Genomic DNA, 18,513 nt, shown 5'->3' with positions numbered 1-18,513 from the left:
TACAGGGATATACATTCCATGTAAGAGCTGCCGAAGGCTGCGATCTTTTCAAACCCACATAAATTTACCTGCGCAACAAACGTTCTAGCTTGGATAAAGCCTGCTTCATGGCTGACACAGGTAGGGCAATGAAGATTTCTCGACGATGGTTCATGGCAGGCCTGGCGCTGACGGGCGCTGCCGTGCCGGCGGCTTATTTTGGGCATCGTGAATGGACGAAACCGGATCCGACGATCACGCCGGGCGAGGCCTCTTTTGATGTGGCGGACATGGCCGGTCAGCGCCTGGCGAACGCCTTGCGCGGGGTCTGGGATATCCGTTTCGAAGGCGCTGACGCGGGCCTTGAAGGCTTGCCGCAGAAAGGCCTGCAGGTGTTTCTCGACATCGGCCATAAGGGTCGGGGCGTGTGCGGTTTTCTCGATACGCCGGAGCGTTTGCGCTCCGGCGAAACACCTCGTTACCGAATTCTCGGTGATCTGGCCAAGGCCGATGCGGCGAAACTGAGTTGGCGCCTGATCGACGCTGATGGGCAGATCAGCTATGAGCTGGACATGATCCTCGATGAAGTCTGGGCCGATTTCGGCAATGCCGGCAGCGGCACCCTCAGCGGCAAAGCGCTGCGCCTCGACCGACCGTTGAATTTGCCCGCGCAGGACAACCGCTTCGTCGCGGTCAAGCAGCTGTTTCCCGAAGCTCGCGAACGCACGCCGCTGAACGCGACGCTGCTGGCATGGCTGATTTCCCCCGAGCATCGCCTGTTCCACCAGTTGTGGCATGCGACGCGCGACAAGTGGCACAAACTGCCCGAGGACAAGCGCGAGGCGCTACGGGGCATCGGCTGGCAGCCCGGGCCACGCGACAAGGAGCGTGATGCCCGTGGCCCGCGCAAGGATCGCAACGGTTCGGGAGTGGACTTCTTTTTCATGCACCGGCACATGCTCGGTACGGCGCGATCGATGCAAGACCTGCCGTCCTGGGAGTACTTCCCGTTGCCGCAGCCGGAGTTGATCCGCGATCGCATCGGTTTCGCCCGCTACTTCGACAACCACGACGGCACGGCGTTGCCGCCAACGTGGACGGCCGCGGGCGACGATGAGTTCAGTCAGTGGGTCAGCGATATCAAGACCGCCGAAACCTATGAAAGCAACTTCCAGGTCTGGGAGTCGCAATACCGTGATCCGGCGTATCTGGCGAAACTCACGTTGGGCCAGTTTGGCTCCGAGGTAGAACTGGGGCTGCATGACTGGCTGCACATGCGTTGGGCTTCGGTGCCGCGCGATCCTTCCAATGGGCAACCGGTGCCATTTGCACGGGATCCGGCGGACTTCGCCGCGCGTTGGTACAACGCTGAAAACGACTTCCTCGGTGATCCGTTTTCATCCCACGTCAATCCGGCGTTCTGGCATTTTCATGGCTGGATCGACGATCGAATCGAAGACTGGTTCCGCGCCCATGAGCGTTTTCATCCGGGTGAAGTCAGCCGCCTGCAGGTCAATGGCGTGCAGTGGTTTGCGCCGGGGCGTTGGGTCGAGGTTGATGATCCGTGGCTAGGGCCGATCACCCATGGTTGCAGCACCACGCCGGGCCTGCAGGTGGGCAAGTCGGTAGAGATGGACCCGGAAACCATGAAATTGGCCTTGCGCATCACCTTCATCACCGACGAAGAAAAACTCGCCGGGCTGTTCCGCCGCGTACCGCAACGACCGTGGTATGCGCGCAATCTGAAGGCTAAAACCAGCTCGGCTTGAGGGCTGCGTCTTCGCTCATTCGCGAGCAGGCTCGCTCCCACAGGTTCAGGTGTCAGCCCGAAGTAGCGGCGACACTGTCAATCAGTGTGGGAGCTGGCTTGCCAGCGATAGCATTGGCTCAGGCAACGTTGATGTCGGGAGTGCTGGCCTCATTGCTGGCAAGCCAGCTCCCACAGGTTTTTGTGTTGATCGCAGATTGCGCAAACACCGCCAATCATTGTGGGAGCGAGCCTGCTCGCGAAAGCGGTCTGCCAGGCAACGCTATTACTGCGTCCACCCACCGCCCAGGGCCTTGTACAGCGCAATGCTCGCCTGCACCCGTGACAGTCGCAATTGTGCGTTCTGATCCTGCGCGGCGTACAGCGTGCGCTGGGTTTCCAGCACCGTGAGCAAGTCTTCGGCGCCGGCCTCGTAGCGACTTTGCGCAATGTTGAAAGCGCTTTGGGCCTGATTCAATTCTTCGTTCTGCCACAACCGCTGCTCGTCCAGGCGACGAATGCTGTTGAGGGCTTTTTCCACGTCGGCGAAGCCATTGACGATCGCGCCACGGTAGCTTTCCAGCAGTTCTTGCTGGCGTGCCGTGGCCTTGTCACGTTCGGCGCCGAGGCGACCGTTGTTGAAGATCGGGGCGACCAGTCCGGCGGTGAGGTTGTAGAACGGGCTGCGAATCAGATCGTCGAACTGATTGGCGCCGGAGCCGAGCTGGGCGGTCAGGGTCAGCGCCGGCAACATCGCTGCACGGGCGACTTTTACGTCCGCTTCGGCGGCGGCCAGTTGTGCTTCGGCGCGCGCGATGTCCGGACGATGAGTGAGCAACTCGCTGGGCACGCCGGCGGCGATGTCTGGCCATTGCAGGTGATCGAAGGATTCTGTCGGCGACAGTTGCTGCACCGGTCGGCCGAGCAGGGCGGCGAGGCTGATCAACGCTTCCTGGGCCTGCTGTTGCACGCGCGGCAATTGCCACTGCTGGGCGGCGACCAGACTTTTCTGCTGCGCCAGTTCCAGCGCGGTCGCCGAGCCTGAATCAAAACGCGTCTGCACCAGTTTCAGCACGCTTTGTGCGTTGGCCAGATTGAGTTCGGCGATGCGGCTCTGCTCGCGCAGCGATAGGGTTTGCGCATACGTGCTGGCTACGCCGCTGAGCAATGTCAGCTCGACGGTTGCCCGGTCGAACTCGCTGGCCTGCAAGGTGAACTGCGCGCTGTCCCGCGAGGCGCGTTTGCCACCCCAGAAATCGATTTCGTAAGTGGCGCTCAGATTGGTGTCGAAGTAGTCCACGGCTTTGTTGCTGCTGTTGGCATCGAGCTGGCTGTAGCCATTGCCGCGCAGCAGTTTCTGCCGATTGGCATTGAGCCCGGCCTTGATCTCCGGCAGCAATGAGCCGCCGGCGATCACCGTGCCGGCCTGCGCCTGACGCACTCGGGCAACGGCGGCCGCGAGGTCGAAACTGCCGACGCGAGCCTGTTCGATCAGGCGATCCAGTTCCGGGCTGCCAAATTGCGTCCACCACTGCGGGTTGTTGCGGGCAACGCTGGCGCTATGGGGCGACTGCCAGGCTGCGGGCGCTTGTACGCCACTGTCGGGGCGTTGCACGGGGCTGCCGCAGGCGCTGAGGATCAGGCACACGGTCAATAAACTGAGGCGCGGTTTCATAGATCGATCATTCACTGGTAAGGGCCGTGACCGGGTCGAGCCGGGCAGCTTTGCGGGCCGGCATGAAGCCGAAGACAACACCGGTGACAAGGGCGCAGCCGAAAGCGCCGAGCACTGCCATCAACGAGAACGCGACGGCGACTTCGCTCAGAATCAGCACGCCGCCAACGATCAACGCCAGGGCGATGCCGGCGATTCCGCCGACCACCGAGAGCATCACTGCCTCGGTGAGGAACTGGCGCAAAATGTCACGCTGGCGGGCGCCGGTGGCCATGCGAATGCCGATCTCGCGGGTACGCTCACGTACGGTCATGAGCATGATGTTCATCACGCCGATGCCGCCGACCAGCAGGGAAATCGCGGCAATCGAACCGAGCATCAGCGACAGGGTGTTTTGCGTGCGCGCTTCGGCCTGGATCATCGCGGCATTGTTGGTCAGTTCGAAATCCTTCTTGCCGTTGTGCAGGCGCAGCATCAGTTGCTCGATGGCCTGTTCGGCGTCCTTGACCTTGCGCGCGTCGGTGGCGGCAATGGCCACGTATTCCGGATCGCGGGTGCCGAACAGCCTGACGCTGGCGGCCGAGTAGGGGATAGCGATGCGGTTGTCGCTGTCGGAGTCGCCAGAGCTGGCGCCTTTTTCCGCCAGCACACCGACGACTTGGAACGGTACGTTCTCGATCAGGATGTATTGGCCGATCGGATTGATCACGTCCTTGAGCAGTTTGCTCCGGACTTTGTGGCCGATCACCGCCACAGCCGCGGCGTTCGCCTCGTCGGCCTCGGTGAAGTAGCTGCCTTGCACCACCGGCCAGTTGAAGATCGCCGGGAAGTTGGTGTCGTTGCCGCCGACGTAACTCAAATGGTCGGCATTGCCGAACCGCACGCCAGCCTCGGCGCCGTTGACCGGCATGATCCGTTGCACTTGCGGCAGGCTCGCCAGTGCGCGGACGTCGTCGAGGGTGATGATCCCCGGTGGTGTGCGCGGGTTGGGCGCCGAGCCGCTGAGGTAAATGATGTTCGAGCCGAACGCGCCCATTTGCGCCATGACCTGACGCTTGCTGCCTTCGCCGACGGCGAGCATCACCACCACCGAGGCCACGCCGATGATGATGCCGAGCAGGGTCAGCGCGGTGCGGAAGCGGTTGATCCACATCACCCGCCAGGCGGCGTGCAAGGCGTCGACCAGTTCGCCTTTCCAGGCGCCGGTGGCTTCGGCGCCCTCGGCCAGACGTTTGCGCAGATCGACCGCTTGCATGGCGCCGGGGTTGGCGCTGGTCTGGGCGTCGGGGTTGTCCCTGGCGCTGTCACTGATGATCAGGCCGTCGCGGATTTCGATGATGCGTTTGGCCCGCGCCGCCACCTCGCGATCATGGGTAATCAGGATCACCACATGGCCCTGGCTCGCCAGTTCGTCGAGCAGTGCCATGACTTCTTTGCCGCTGTGGCTGTCGAGGGCGCCGGTCGGTTCGTCGGCGAGAATGATATGGCCGCCGTTCATCAAGGCGCGGGCAATCGACACCCGTTGTTGCTGACCGCCGGAGAGCTGGTGCGGGCGGTTGCCGGTGCGTGAGGCCAGGCCGAGGCGGTCGAGCAGGGCGGCGGCACGGGCGTGGCGCTCGGCCGCTGGCGTACCGGCGTAGATCGCTGGCATCTCGACGTTTTCCTGGGCCGAGCCGGACGGAATCAGGTGGTAACCCTGAAACACGAAACCAAAGGCTTCGCGGCGCAGCCATGCCAGTTCGTCGCTGTCGAGGCCGGCGACGTTTTCCCCGGCGAAACGGTATTCACCGGACGTCGGGCGGTCGAGGCAACCGAGGATGTTCATCAGCGTCGATTTGCCGGAGCCGGAGGCGCCGACAATTGCCACGAATTCACCAGCGTGGATCGACAGGTCGATACCGCGCAGCACATGAACTTCAGGCGCGTCGCCGCCGCCGTAGGATTTGCGGATGTCCTGCAGGTCGATCAGAGGCGTTTGCATTCAGCCTCCGCTGCCGACAGCCGGGCCGATGAGCAGATGATCACCTTCATTCAGGCCGTCGAGTACCTGCACCTTGAGCCGATCACTGATGCCGGTGCGTACTTCGCGCGACTGGATCTTGCCGTTGGCAGCGACCACCTGGGCTGTTTGCAAGTTGGCCGTGGCGCTGCCTTGCAGGGCAGCCACCGGGGCGGTGAGGACATCCTTGGCCTGATTGGCGACGAAGAATACCTGGGTGGTCATCTCCGCCATCAACGCGTTGTCGGCGTTATCGACGTCGAGCAAAACCGTGTACAGCACGACGCGGGCGCTGCCGCTCTTACTGCTGCTGGCCGGGCTGCCGCCACCCTGGCTGGTTTGATCGAGCGGTTTTGGCGGCACCGGCAGGATTTGTCGCACGGTGCTGCTCCAGCGCCGGTTGCCGCCACTGAGGGTGGTGAAATAGGCGGTCATGCCCGGTTTGACATGGCCGATATCTGCCTCGGAAACCTCGGCCCAAACGGTCATTGGCGACAGCTTGGCGATGCGCAGAATCAACGGCGTCTGCTGTTGCGCGTTGAGGGTCTGGCCTTCGCGGGCATCGAGGGCGACCACGGTGCCGGCCATTGGCGCATAGATTCGTGTGTAGCCAAGTTCCGCCTGATCGCTGCGCAGGCTGGCTTCGGCCTGGCGGATCTGCGCCTGGAACATGTCGATGCGCGCTTGCGTGGCTTTCAGTTCGGCGCGGGCGGTCTGCACGTCTTCCTCGCGGGTTGCACCGCCTGCCGCCAGATTCTGCTGGCGCTGATATTTCTGTTGCGCCAGCTCGTGTTGAGCACGTTGTTCCTGCAATTGCGCCTTGAGGTTCTCGACCGAGAAGCGCCCGGCGTCAAGCTTGGCCTTTTGCGTCGATGGGTCGATTTCCACCAGCAGTTGGCCTTCCTTGACCACGTCGCCGACTTCGACATGGATTTTCTGGATCTGCCCGGAAGCCTGCGCACCGACATCCACGTAACGACGCGGTTGCAAGGTGCCGAGCGCGGTAACGCTGCTTTCGATATCGCCACGGGTCACTTGCACGGTGGCGAATTTATCCCGGCCCGGCGGCAGGATCTGCCACGCGGCGTACGCGACAGCGGGGATCAGACAAAGGACTACGAGCAGGGCGCGTCGGGCGGGGCGGGGACGTTTCATGCAGGGTTCCGGCCAGTGGAAATCGGCCCGTCGTTCGGCTGGCACACAGGTTCGGGCAGCACTGAACGCTGTCGCAAGGTGCGACAGACACGGGGAGCTGTCCTGTAAACGATGGAAGTGCAGGGGAATTTAACTGCGGACACACGAAGTTACAGCTATAGAGCAGCACTATTTGTCGGTCAACGATAAACACTACTTTAAATCTATATGAGAATTACTATAAATTACGCACCTCAAGTTGCCACTATCTTGCTACTGCGTTTTGCGCAGGGGTCAATCAGTGAGCTCAAGGACAGAACCCGCAGGTTTGCGGCCGGGAGTCATGTTGGAAAACTACTATCGCGAGCTGGTGTGTTTCCTGAACGCCAAGCTCGGCAACCGTCAGGTTGCCGAAGATGTGGTGCATGACGCCTATCTGCGAGTGCTGGAACGTTCCAGCGACACACCCATCGAGCAACCCCGGGCCTTTCTCTACCGAACCGCGCTCAATCTGGTCATCGACGACCATCGGCGCAATGCTTTGCGCCAGGTCGAATCACTCGACGTACTCGATAATGAAGAGCGCTATTTCACCCCGTCGCCCCACGGCACCCTCGATCATGGCCAGCGCCTGGAGATGCTTCAGCGCGCGCTGGCCGAATTGTCACCGCTGTGCCGCGAAAGTTTTCTGCTGCGCAAGATCGAAGGCCTGTCGCACCCGGAAATCGCTGAGCAGCTGGGCATTTCCAAGGCTCTGGTGGAAAAGCACATCGTTAATGCCATGAAGCATTGCCGTCTGCGCATCAAACAATGGGATGCCCATTGAGCCGTCCGCGGTAAATTTTATTTCACTGTCCTCGTTCCTACTCAACAGACGATCTGCTGTCCTGCTCAAGGCCAGTCAGGTCACTTAGGCTCTCCTTGCCCCTTGTTGAGGGGTTCATCCAGAGGACACTGGAAATGACTCAGGCAATTGCATCGCCCATCGTTCACGACCTGATCGGCGTCGGTTTCGGCCCTTCGAACCTGGCGCTGGCCATCGCTCTGCAAGAGCGCGGGCCGACCCACGGCGAGCTGGATGTGCTGTTCCTCGACAAGCAGGCCAACTACAGCTGGCACGGCAATACCCTGTCGACCCAGAGCGAGCTGCAGATTTCCTTCCTCAAGGATCTGGTGACCCTGCGCAATCCGACCAGTCCGTACTCGTTCGTCAATTACCTCAAGTACCACGGTCGCCTGGTCGACTTCATCAACCTCGGCACCTTCTATCCGTGCCGCATGGAATACAACGACTACCTGCGTTGGGTCGCCGGGCAGTTCACCGAGCAGAGCCGTTATGGCGAAGAAGTGCTGACCATCGAACCGGTGCTGCACAACCATCAGGTTGAAGCGCTGCGCGTCATCTCCCGTGGCACCGATGGCCAGCAATTCGTGCGCACCACGCGTTCGGTTGTCGTCAGCGCCGGCGGCACGCCGCGAATCCCCGAGGCGTTCAAGGCGCTGAAGGGTGACACTCGCGTGTTCCACCATTCGCAATACTTGTCGCAAATGGCCAAACAACCTTGCGTGAACAATCAGCCGATGAGCATTGCGATCATCGGCGGCGGGCAGAGCGCGGCAGAAGCGTTCATCGATCTGAACGATTCGTTCCCGTCGGTGCAGGTCGACATGATCCTGCGCGGTTCGGCCTTGAAGCCTGCGGACGACAGCCCGTTCGTCAACGAAGTGTTCTCGCCGGAGTTCACCGATCTGGTGTTCCAGCAGAACAGTGCCGAGCGCGAACGTCTGGTCAACGAGTACCACAACACCAACTACTCGGTGGTCGACATCGACCTGATCGAGCGCATCTACGGCATCTTCTATCGTCAGAAGGTCTCCGGGATCGCCCGTCACGCGTTCCGGACCTTGACCACCGTCGAGAAAGCCACCGCCACCGAAAACGGTATCGAACTGGCCGTGCGCAACAACGCTACTGGCGAAGTCACCGTGCGCAATTACGACGCTGTTGTTTTGGCCACCGGTTACGAGCGGCAGATGCACCGCAAACTGCTGGCCCCGCTGGAAGAGTACCTGGGTGACTTCGAGGTCGATCGCAACTACAAACTGATCACCGACGAGCGCTGCAAGGCTGGCCTCTACATGCAGGGCTTCTGCCAGGCCAGCCATGGTCTGAGCGATACGCTGCTGTCGGTGCTGCCGATTCGTGCGGACGAGATTGCCGGCTCGCTGTATGAGCATGGCAAGAACCGTGGGCATCGTTCGATGGCGGATCTGCTGCTGGCGACTGCCAGCTGATTTTTTAGCGCCTCACATACCGCTTTCGCGAGCAAGCTCGCTCCCACAGGGGATTTTCAGTGAACACAGATTTTGTGTCAGATGAAGATCCAATGTGGGAGCGAGCTTGCTCGCGAAGGGGCCATCAAAAGCGCCACACATTCTGTTCCTGAACCCTTCCTGAACATCCGCCACATTCCCCGACTCACCTCCTTTTGCGGGTTTACTCTCCCATCATCGGGGCGTAAGCTTCGCGCGTTTTCATCAATAGCGGAGACCCACAGTGGGTACTTGTTCGAGTGACAGTTGTCGGCCGGTCTCGGTAACCGGCAGATTCTCGGCAAGATAACGCGCAGACTTTCTCTGTCGTTGTCTCGCCGTAAAAGCGAGCAGCGGCATCCCGTGCATGACCCGTCCGTGGTCATGTCTAGACGTCCTTCTCATCGACGCTGAACAGAGCGTGGTTTCGACTTCACTGTCGTAATCGCAGCCCTATCGACACGCCTGTCTTTTCTGACCGGCGCGCCAGGCCTTGCCGTGCCGGTTTTTCCGGCGGACGAGGCGCGGCCGTACCTGCTCGACGGTTTCCCGGCTGACCATAGGGGCAACAGCCATGAAACTTACGCTCAAGGAATTCTTCGCAGGTTTTCTGCGGACCCGCCACATCGCCCGGCACTTTCGTCGCCTGGCGCTGCTGGAATCGATCAACGACACCACGGTCAGCCGTGAAGTCCCGCCGACTTTGGCTAACACCCTGGTCGATGCCGCGCAGTGCGACAGCGGTGTGTTGCTGTCGTCACTCGGCACGCACTCCGATGGCCTCACCGATTTCGAAGTCGACGCGCTGCGTGCGCAATACGGCCTCAACGAAGTCGAACACGAGCAGCCGCTGCCATGGTGGACCCACCTGTGGCACTGCTACAAAAACCCGTTCAACCTGCTGCTGACGTTGTTGGCGGTGATCTCGTGGCTGACCGAAGACCTCAAAGCTGCCGTGGTGATTTTCTCCATGGTGGTGCTGTCGACGCTGCTGCGCTTCTGGCAGGAAAGCAAATCCAACCAGGCCGCCGACGCGCTGAAAGCCATGGTCAGCAACACCGCGACGGTGATGCGCCGTGACGCGCCACGCAGCGAATTGCCGATCAAGCAACTGGTGCCGGGCGATCTGATCGTGCTCTCGGCCGGTGACATGATTCCCGCTGATTGCCGGGTGCTCAGCGCCAAGGATCTGTTCGTCAGCCAGGCGGCGATGACCGGTGAATCGATGCCGGTGGAGAAGTTTCCACACCAGCAGGATCGCGATACGCGCAATCCACTGGAGCTGGACAACATCCTGTTCATGGGCACCAACGTTGTGTCGGGAACTGCGGTGGCAGTGATCCTCACCACCGGCAACAGCACCTATTTCGGTGCGTTGGCCCAGCGTGTTGGCGCAACCGATCGCGCGGTCACTTCGTTCCAGCAAGGCGTCAACAAAGTCAGCTGGTTGTTGATCCGTTTCATGTTCGTCATGGCGCCGCTGGTGTTGTTCATCAACGGTTTCACCAAGGGTGATTGGACTGAGGCGCTGCTGTTCGCGCTGTCGATTGCCGTCGGCCTGACCCCGGAAATGCTGCCGATGATCGTCACCTCGACGCTGGCCAAAGGCGCGGTGTTTCTGTCACGGAAAAAAGTCATCGTCAAACGCCTCGATGCGATCCAGAACTTCGGCGCTATGGACGTGCTGTGCACCGACAAGACCGGCACGCTGACTCAGGACAAGATTTTCCTCGCGCGTAATGTCGACGTCTGGGGTGAAGACTCCGATGACGTGCTGGAAATGGCTTACCTCAACAGCTACTACCAGACCGGTCTGAAAAACCTGCTGGATGTCGCGGTGCTGGAACACGTGGAAATCCACCGCGAACTGAAAGTCGGCACGGCGTTTCGCAAGGTCGATGAGATCCCGTTCGACTTCAATCGTCGGCGCATGTCGGTGGTGGTCGAAGGGCGTGGCCAGCCACACCAGTTGATCTGCAAAGGCGCGGTGGAAGAAGTCTTGGCGGTGTGCAGCCGCGTGCGTCACGGCGAAGTCGACGAAGCCTTGAGCGATGAATTGCTGACCCGGATTCGTCAGGTCACCGCAGCATTCAACGCTGAAGGCTTGCGCGTGGTGGCCGTGGCCGCACGCTCGATGCCGGAAGGTCGCGACACTTACAGCCTGGCCGATGAACAGGAACTGACGCTGATTGGTTATGTGGCGTTTCTCGATCCACCGAAGGAAAGCACCGCGCCTGCGCTCAAAGCCTTGGCTGAACACGGCGTGGCGGTAAAAGTGCTGACCGGCGATAACGAACTGGTAACCGCGAAAATCTGCCGCGAAGTCGGGTTGGCGCAACAGGGCCTGTTGCTGGGCAACGACATTGAGCGCATGAGCGATGCCGAACTGGCGGTGGCCGTGGAAACCACCAACGTCTTCGCCAAACTGACGCCGTCGCACAAGGAGCGCATCGTGCGCATCCTAAAGGGCAACGGTCATGTGGTCGGCTTCATGGGCGACGGCATCAACGACGCGCCCGCGCTGCGTACCGCCGACATCGGCATTTCCGTGGACAGCGCGGTGGACATCGCCAAGGAAGCGGCCGACATCATCCTGCTGGAAAAGAGCCTGATGGTGCTGGAGGAGGGCGTGCTCGAAGGGCGGCGCACCTTCGCCAACATGCTCAAGTACATCAAGATGACCGCCAGTTCCAACTTCGGCAACGTCTTCTCGGTGCTGGTCGCCAGTGCGTTCATTCCGTTCCTGCCAATGCTGCCGATGCATCTGCTGGTGCAGAACCTGCTCTACGACATTTCGCAGATTGCCATTCCATTCGATAACGTCGATGAGGACATGCTGAAAAAACCGCAACGCTGGCAGCCGGGCGACGTCGGGCGCTTCATGCTGTTCTTCGGCCCGATCAGTTCGATCTTTGACATCACCACGTTCGCCTTGATGTGGTACGTATTCGATGCCAACACCCCGGATCACCAGACCCTGTTCCAGTCCGGCTGGTTCGTGGTCGGCTTGCTGACCCAGACCCTGATCGTGCACATGATTCGCACGCCGAAGATTCCGTTCCTGCAAAGCCGTGCAGCCATGCCGCTGCTGGTGATGACCGGAATCATCATGGCGGTCGGCATCTTCCTGCCGATGGGGCCGCTGGCGCACTACTTCAAATTGCAGGCACTGCCGTCGCTGTACTTCGTGTTTCTGCCGGTGATTCTGCTGGCGTACATGGCGCTGACCCAGGCAGTGAAAGGCTTCTACATCCGCCGGTTCGGCTGGCAATAACAGCACGGCCAACACCGTTCCCCTGTGGGAGCGAGCCTGCTCGCGATAGCAATCTGTCAGTCAAATTTCAGCGACTGACACACCGCTATCGCGAGCAGGCTCACTCCTACAGGGGATTTGGGTGTTTTCAAGGACAACACTATGCAAGCCATCAACAACCTCAACCTCGATTCGCTGCTCGATACCCTGGTCAGCCTCAGCGCCGCGTTCATCCTCGGTGGTCTGATCGGTTTCGAGCGCCAGTACCGGCAACGCACTGCCGGCCTGCGCACCAACGTACTGGTCGCCGTCGGCGCGGCGATATTTGTCGACATGGCCAACCGTCTCGCCGGTGCCGAAGGCGCGGTGCGCGTGGTCGCCTACGTGGTCTCCGGCATCGGTTTTCTCGGCGCCGGGGTGATCATGCGCGAAGAGGGCAACGTGCGCGGCCTCAACACCGCCGCGACTCTGTGGACCTCCGCAGCGGTGGGCGCCTGTGCCGGTGCCGACCTGCTCGCCGAAGCCGTGCTTGGCACGCTGTTCATCCTCGCCGCCAATACCTTGCTGCGGCCGATCGTCAACAATATCAACCGCCAGCCACTGGACGTGGTCTCGGCGGAAGTTACCAACATCGTCTACGTCATCGCCCGCCGCTCCCAGCAAACCGCCGTGTTCGCCTTGCTCGAAGCCGAGCTTGAGCGCAGCAATTACCCGGCCAGTGATGTCGACGTCCATGCCTTCGGTGCCGATGAAATCGAGATCGAAGCCACCCTGGCGACCACTTCGGTGGATGGTGATGAACTGGATGCTCTGGTGGCACGAATCTCGACGTCGGCCCTGGTGGTGCAGGCGTTCTGGAGTCCGAGTACCACCGAGTGAGTGGCAACCGTGCTGGCTCTCAGGCGAACGGTCAATTTTTTCGGAAAAGTCCTACAGAAGCTGCCGATCAGGTTGCGTAGTCTTGCCGCACCCGAAAACCTGACTGCCAGGAGATTGAGCATGATCAATAAAGCCCTGCGTATCCTCATCGCCGACACGCAACATTTTTACCGGATGAAAATCGAGCGGTTGTTCAACGAGCTCGATTACTACCGTGTTGCACCGGTGCAGAGCCTCGCCGAGCTGTTGACACTGGTGGACTACGGTTGCGAACCGTTCGATGTGGTAGTCATCAACGCCGAACTGGCGGGCGGTGCGCTGGATCTGCCGGAATTCTTGCTCGATAACCCGCAGGTGCGTCATGCGTTGGTCTACAAAGTGCCGTCGACAACGATGCAGATGGCCGAGGGCTTTGCCCTGGGCAACCTGCAGATCAGTCATGCGGCATTGCCCAATGCACAGGCGATCACGCACTTGATGACGTGGGTCGACAGACCTCGGTCGGAGCAGGATGAGGCGTTGCGGCGTTTGGCTTATGCATAGAAAGACACTGGGCGCAACTGTCAGGTCTGACAGGTGATTCACTTGCCGTTACGTGTAACAGTCCCAGCGCAGCCACTGAGTCCGCGTGAGCCTGTGTCAGCGGTCCGTCGTCAGATTTTGCACCGGGAGTGGACATGAGGTCAGCGCTGATCGTCGACGATCATCCGGTGGTGCGCGCCGCCGTTAAAATCGTATTGCAGGCCGAAAGCTTTAAACAGATTCATGAGGTTGCCAATGGCGAGCAAGTGATGGAGATGATTCGTGAGCATTCGCCACAGTTGGTGGTGCTGGATCTCAATTTACCGGGGCTCAGTGGCCTGGACGTGATCGTGCGCATCAAGGCCAACTACCCGGCCTGCCGAATATTGGTGTTCTCCCTGCATGCGCCGGAGATCTATCAGGAACGCTGCCTGCGGGCCGGAGCCATGGCTTATGTGACCAAAAGCAATCAATTGCAGCAGTTGCACAAGGCGATCCAGGCGCTGATGGCGGGCTACAGCTATTTCAGCGCGCTGACTGACAGCACCAGTACTTTGAACGCTATCCAGCTATCGGAAAAGCAGATGATCGATCAGCTTTCCGATCGAGAGCTGGCCATTTTGCTGCAACTGGCACAAGGCAAAGCCAACAAGACCATTGCCCAGGACATGCACCTGAGCCACAAAACCGTCAGCACCTACAAGACCCGCCTGATGATCAAGCTGGGAATATTGTCACTGGTGATGCTACGCGAATTTGCCCAACGCAACGGTTTGATCTGAGGATCGGCCATGGAGCTGCGTCGGGTCGTTTTCGCGCTGTTGATGACCCTCGGCGCATCGGCAGGAGCAAACGACGCGCCAGTGATGCTGGAAGTGCTGAGCCGGACCCGCCCGGAAAATATCCAGATACGACTGGATGGACAGGATCGTCAATGGCTGCAGGAGCATCCACTCTTGCGCGTCGGTATTTCAGGGCCCGACTATCCGCCGTTCGAGGTGACGCGCAATCGGCATGAGCTGGAAGGGCTGACGGCTGACTACGCGGATCTGATCGCGCAATTGCTCAACGTGCGGATACAGGTACAGCGCTACGCCAACCGGGATGCGGCCATGGCCGCGCTTAAACACGGTGAAGTGGAACTGCTGGGCACTTCGAACAGTTTCGAGCTTGCTGATCCTGCGTTCATTTTGTCTCGGGCCTATGCCGAAGATCAGCCGATGCTGGTGACCCGGCTCGAAGAAACCTTGCCGGTGGATCTTGCGGGCAAGCGCGTGGCCATGGTCGAGGATTATCTGCCGTTGGCGAGTGTGCAGGCGTTCTATCCCGAAGCGAACGTGCAGCGCTACCCGTCGGCGATGGATGCACTCGGCGCCGTGGCGTTTGGCACCGATGACGTTTACCTGGGCGACTTCATCAGTGCCAACTACTTGATCAACACCAATTATCGTAACGATCTGCAGTTGACCGGGCCCGCCGGGCTCGACGCCAATCCGTTCGGCTTTGCACTGCTGCGTAGCCAGGTGCGCCTCAAGCGTATCGTCGACCAGGCGTTGGCAGCCATCCCCATGGAACATCGGCAGCGCATCGAGCAGCGCTGGAGTGCCGGCCTTGCCGAGATGGCGGAACAATCACGGGTGCAACTCAGTGCCGTCGAGCGGCAATGGCGAGATCTGCACCCAGTGGTACGGGTCGGCGGCATTGAAGACTTCGCTCCCCTGACGTTCTTTGACGCGGATGGCCGTTTCAGCGGGCTTTCTGCGCAACTGCTGGCCTTGATCAGCCAGCGCAGCGGATTGAATTTCGAGATTGTCCGAGGGAGTTCGCTGGATCGTCAGATCGAGCAATTGAAAACCGGGGAACTGGATCTGTTGCCCGTGGTAACGCCCAGCAGTGAGCGCGAAAACGAACTGCAATTTACCCGTGCCTATCTGAATAATCCGTTTGTGCTGGTCAGTGCGGCAACGACGCAGGGTGTGCGCAGTTTCGACGATCTGCAGGGCAAGCGCTTGGCGATTTATCGCGGCCATCCATTGCGTGGTTATCTGCAGGAGCGCGTCGCGCGCTTACGCATTGTCGACGTCAGAAGCCCCGCCGAGGGCATGGAAATGATTGCCAAGGGGCAGGTCGACGCCACGGTCAGCTCTTTGCTGGTCGCGCGCTTTCTGATCTCGCGTCATTACCGCGATCGTCTGCGCATCGCCAGTACCATCGGCGACCAACCGGCCCGGATCGCACTGGCCACTGCGCCGCAAGCGTCGGCGCTGCATTCGATCCTGAACAAGGCGCTGCTGAGCATCGCCCCGCAACAGATGGACGAACTGGTTGAACGCTGGAGCCATGACGTGGTGGTGGATGACAGCTATTGGTTGCGGCATCGCCGTGAGATTTTCTTTGGTTTTGCCGGTGCGGCAGGCTTGCTGATACTGGCGCTGGCGTGGATCGGTTTTCAGCGCTGGCAAATCCGCCAGCGTCAGCAGTGGTTACGGCAATTGCAGCAAGCCAAGGACGCAGCGGACGATGCCAACCGGGCCAAGACCACGTTTCTGGCAACCATGAGCCATGAAATTCGTACACCGATGAACGCCCTGATCGGCATGCTCGAGCTGGCTTTGAAACGGGCGGAGGAAGGCGTGACCGATCGATTGGCGATTCAGGTGGCCTCCAACGCCGGTCAACAGTTGTTGGCACTGATCGGTGACATTCTCGACATCGCGCGTATCGAGACTGGCCATTTGTCCCTGGCTCCCGAACGGGCCAATCTGCGTGAACTGGTGGTGTCGGTGTGTCGGGTGTTCGAGGGGCTGGCCCGGCAGAAACGCTTGCTGTGGCACATCGAACTGGATGCTCATAGCGACGTCGATGTATTGATTGATCCGACGCGCTTCAAGCAGGTGCTGTCAAACCTGCTGAGCAACGCGATCAAGTTCACCGAAGATGGCGAAGTGAGTCTGTGGCTGGTTGTGACGCCAACGTCAGCCGAGCGACTGGCGGTGAAGGTGCTCATCGAAGACAGCGGGATCGGGATCAGCAATGAGGACCGGCAACGGCTGTTCAGTCCGTTCGTGCAGGCGAGCAATAACGTTCAATCGGCGCGCAGCGGTTCCGGTCTGGGCCTGGTGATCAGTCGCAGCCTGTGCGAAATGATGGGCGGCGAATTGCGGCTCGACAGTGAACCGGGTCTCGGGACTCGGGTTGAAATCAGACTCCAGATGCCACTGCAGCAGGCGTTGTCACACGTTCCGGCCCACGCGCAAGTATTGGAGGCGGTAGGGCATTCACTCAGCGTTCTGGTGGTGGACGATCATCCGGTCAATCGTTTGTTGTTGTGCTGGCAGTTGAGTGAACTGGGGCATCGCACGGTTGACACCGAGGACGGTCATGCCGGGCTGGAGCGTTGGCGGGCACAGGCGTTCGATGTGGTGATCACCGACTGCAACATGCCGCGGCGTAACGGCTACGCGCTCGCACGGGCCATTCGTGATGAGGAAACGCAGAGCGCTCGGGCACCTTGCCTGATCCTCGGGTTTACCGCCAACGCGCAGGTGGAGGAGAAGCTTCGCTGCCTCGATGCCGGAATGGATGAGTGCCTGTTCAAACCGATTCGCTTGCACGATCTGCAGCAGGCCTTGAAGGGGGCCAGCCATTGTGAAAGTGAAGTTCAGTCGGTCGAGAAGGTCGCTCTGAAGGAACTCGATCTGAGTACGCTGGAGCAGATGGCCGGCAATGACCATTCGATGATCCGACGCCTGCGTGAAGAAGTATTGAGCAGCCTGCACAACGATCTGCAACAGCTCGACCAGATGAACCATGAACATGACCGCGGCGGACTGCGCGAGTTGGCCCATCACATCAAGGGGGGCGCGCAAATGGTCGGCGCGGCGCGGCTGGTGTCAGCGTGCACTGATCTGGAAGAGGCCTGCCGTGCGGCCGAAGCCGAGGCGGTCGTCATGGCGATCAAGACGCTGCGTGATGCCTTGCACGGCCTCGCGCAGCGTCTTGAGGCTTAATGGTTCAATCCCACTGTGGCGCAATGCCTGTTGGACTGGTCAGGCGATAACCACGATCGAGCGTGGCGATGTGCATCATGTCGGCATCGCTCAGCGTGAGTGCGGTGGCGCCGCGGTTGCTGAGCAGATTTGCGCGCTTGGTCGATGACGGAATCACCGCATAACCCGATTGCATCGCCCAGGCAAGAGTGACTTGCGCCGGGGTGGCCTGCAGGCGCTCGGCGATCTGCTGGATCAGCGGATCCTTGAGTACTTCGCCGTAAGCGAGGGTCATGTACGAGGTGACGTGAATGCCCTGGCTGTGGGCGAACTCGACCACTTGGCGGTTTTGCAGGTACGGATGCAACTCGATCTGGTGGGTCGCGATGTTTTCGGCGCCGACGGCCGCAATGGCCTGTTTCATCAGGTCGATGGTGAAGTTCGAAATGCCGATCTGCCGGGTCAGGCCCAGACGCTTGGCTTCCAGCAATGCGCCCATGAATTCTTCGACCGGCACTTGGTCGTCCGGCGATGGCCAGTGGATGAGCGTCAGGTCGAGGTAGTCGGTCTGCAGCTTCTCCAGGCTCTCTTTGAGACTGGTGATCAGACGCTCCCTGGCGAAGTTGGCAATCCAGATCTTGCTGGTGATGAACAGCTCTTCGCGGGGGATACCGCTGGCCGCGATGGCCACACCGACATCGGCTTCGTTTTCGTAGATCTGCGCGGTGTCGATGACCCGGTAGCCGAGTTCCAGGGCGGTACTGACCGAATCGATGACCACCTGGCCTTGCAGGCGAAATGTACCAAGGCCGAAAGCGGGAACAGACATGAAGGACTCCAGGGTTTGCAGTGGGAATGGCCAGGAGTATCCGCATCCGGATGGTTGAGAAAAACCGCTGACGGGACAAAGCACTGTTGATCAGAAGTCATGAATCATTTCCAGGATTTGTGTTGTCCGGGCTGGCCTCTTCGCGAGCAAGCTCGCTTGTATGGTAGGACTTGAAGGGAGGAGGAGGGACAAGG

General features: G+C 60.3%; 12 protein-coding genes. 8 read left to right on the top strand and 4 right to left on the bottom strand.

The genetic code is table 11. The features are described 5' to 3' along the window. Positions 1-128: 128 nt before the first annotated feature. On the top strand, positions 129-1,748 hold the full coding sequence (gene pvdP, locus ACW9IR_RS23595; RefSeq protein WP_457465238.1) for a pyoverdine maturation tyrosinase PvdP: 1,620 nt from the start codon (positions 129-131) through the stop codon (positions 1,746-1,748). Between the two features lie 264 nt (positions 1,749-2,012). On the opposite strand, the gene ACW9IR_RS23590 is transcribed toward pvdP, so the two are convergent. The 3 genes from ACW9IR_RS23590 to ACW9IR_RS23580 are packed head-to-tail and all read right to left on the bottom strand — an operon-like array spanning position 2,013 to position 6,555. Continuing rightward, positions 2,013-3,401, bottom strand: coding sequence for an efflux transporter outer membrane subunit (locus ACW9IR_RS23590; RefSeq protein ID WP_457465237.1), 1,389 nt, complete (start codon positions 3,399-3,401; stop codon positions 2,013-2,015). A gap of 7 nt (positions 3,402-3,408) precedes the next feature. Continuing rightward, the gene (locus ACW9IR_RS23585; protein ID WP_457465236.1) at positions 3,409-5,382 is read right to left on the bottom strand and encodes a MacB family efflux pump subunit; all 1,974 of its coding nucleotides are present in this window, start codon (positions 5,380-5,382) and stop codon (positions 3,409-3,411) included. After that, positions 5,383-6,555, bottom strand: coding sequence for an efflux RND transporter periplasmic adaptor subunit (locus ACW9IR_RS23580; RefSeq protein ID WP_102900921.1), 1,173 nt, complete (start codon positions 6,553-6,555; stop codon positions 5,383-5,385). Between the two features lie 322 nt (positions 6,556-6,877). Between ACW9IR_RS23580 and ACW9IR_RS23575 the strand changes: the two genes are divergently transcribed. The 7 genes from ACW9IR_RS23575 (at position 6,878) to ACW9IR_RS23545 (ending at position 17,511) form a co-directional block, all read left to right on the top strand. Then, positions 6,878-7,360, top strand: coding sequence for a sigma-70 family RNA polymerase sigma factor (locus ACW9IR_RS23575; RefSeq protein WP_110719718.1), 483 nt, complete (start codon positions 6,878-6,880; stop codon positions 7,358-7,360). A gap of 134 nt (positions 7,361-7,494) precedes the next feature. Then, entirely contained in the window at positions 7,495-8,829 is a 1,335-nt protein-coding gene (locus ACW9IR_RS23570) for a lysine N(6)-hydroxylase/L-ornithine N(5)-oxygenase family protein (RefSeq protein WP_102900922.1), read from the top strand. A gap of 592 nt (positions 8,830-9,421) precedes the next feature. Continuing rightward, a complete protein-coding gene (gene mgtA, locus ACW9IR_RS23565; RefSeq protein WP_457465235.1) occupies positions 9,422-12,121 on the top strand; it encodes a magnesium-translocating P-type ATPase in 2,700 nt (899 codons plus the stop codon). A gap of 141 nt (positions 12,122-12,262) precedes the next feature. After that, positions 12,263-12,979, top strand: a complete 717-nt coding sequence (locus ACW9IR_RS23560) for an MgtC/SapB family protein (protein ID WP_007913384.1) — start codon at positions 12,263-12,265, stop codon at positions 12,977-12,979. A 120-nt stretch (positions 12,980-13,099) separates the two neighbouring features. After that, a complete protein-coding gene (locus ACW9IR_RS23555) occupies positions 13,100-13,522 on the top strand; it encodes a chemotaxis protein CheY (protein WP_457465234.1) in 423 nt (140 codons plus the stop codon). A gap of 134 nt (positions 13,523-13,656) precedes the next feature. After that, positions 13,657-14,283: a response regulator transcription factor gene (locus ACW9IR_RS23550; protein WP_102900925.1), complete on the top strand. Its 627-nt coding sequence runs from the start codon at positions 13,657-13,659 to the stop codon at positions 14,281-14,283. Between the two features lie 9 nt (positions 14,284-14,292). After that, the gene (locus tag ACW9IR_RS23545) at positions 14,293-17,511 is read left to right on the top strand and encodes a transporter substrate-binding domain-containing protein (RefSeq protein ID WP_457465233.1); all 3,219 of its coding nucleotides are present in this window, start codon (positions 14,293-14,295) and stop codon (positions 17,509-17,511) included. A 4-nt stretch (positions 17,512-17,515) separates the two neighbouring features. On the opposite strand, the gene dkgB is transcribed toward ACW9IR_RS23545, so the two are convergent. Further along, entirely contained in the window at positions 17,516-18,319 is an 804-nt protein-coding gene (gene dkgB / locus ACW9IR_RS23540; RefSeq protein WP_110719713.1) for a 2,5-didehydrogluconate reductase DkgB, read from the bottom strand. Between the last annotated feature and the right edge of the window lie 194 nt (positions 18,320-18,513).

Source organism: Pseudomonas sp. SDT291_1_S447 (assembly GCF_054070155.1).
The sequence above is the reverse complement of the archived record's forward strand: the minus strand, read 5'-3'. Positions and strand labels throughout refer to the sequence as shown.

Excerpts from the sequence above, each read along its gene's own strand:
- pvdP (WP_457465238.1), top strand. The coding sequence starts at position 129 with ATGAAGATTTCTCGACGATGGTTCATGGCAGGCCTGGCGCTGACGGGC.
- ACW9IR_RS23590 (WP_457465237.1), bottom strand. The coding sequence starts at position 3,401 with ATGAAACCGCGCCTCAGTTTATTGACCGTGTGCCTGATCCTCAGCGCC.
- ACW9IR_RS23585 (WP_457465236.1), bottom strand. The coding sequence starts at position 5,382 with ATGCAAACGCCTCTGATCGACCTGCAGGACATCCGCAAATCCTACGGC.
- ACW9IR_RS23580 (WP_102900921.1), bottom strand. The coding sequence starts at position 6,555 with ATGAAACGTCCCCGCCCCGCCCGACGCGCCCTGCTCGTAGTCCTTTGT.
- ACW9IR_RS23575 (WP_110719718.1), top strand. The coding sequence starts at position 6,878 with ATGTTGGAAAACTACTATCGCGAGCTGGTGTGTTTCCTGAACGCCAAG.
- ACW9IR_RS23570 (WP_102900922.1), top strand. The coding sequence starts at position 7,495 with ATGACTCAGGCAATTGCATCGCCCATCGTTCACGACCTGATCGGCGTC.
- mgtA (WP_457465235.1), top strand. The coding sequence starts at position 9,422 with ATGAAACTTACGCTCAAGGAATTCTTCGCAGGTTTTCTGCGGACCCGC.
- ACW9IR_RS23560 (WP_007913384.1), top strand. The coding sequence starts at position 12,263 with ATGCAAGCCATCAACAACCTCAACCTCGATTCGCTGCTCGATACCCTG.
- ACW9IR_RS23555 (WP_457465234.1), top strand. The coding sequence starts at position 13,100 with ATGATCAATAAAGCCCTGCGTATCCTCATCGCCGACACGCAACATTTT.
- ACW9IR_RS23550 (WP_102900925.1), top strand. The coding sequence starts at position 13,657 with ATGAGGTCAGCGCTGATCGTCGACGATCATCCGGTGGTGCGCGCCGCC.
- ACW9IR_RS23545 (WP_457465233.1), top strand. The coding sequence starts at position 14,293 with ATGGAGCTGCGTCGGGTCGTTTTCGCGCTGTTGATGACCCTCGGCGCA.
- dkgB (WP_110719713.1), bottom strand. The coding sequence starts at position 18,319 with ATGTCTGTTCCCGCTTTCGGCCTTGGTACATTTCGCCTGCAAGGCCAG.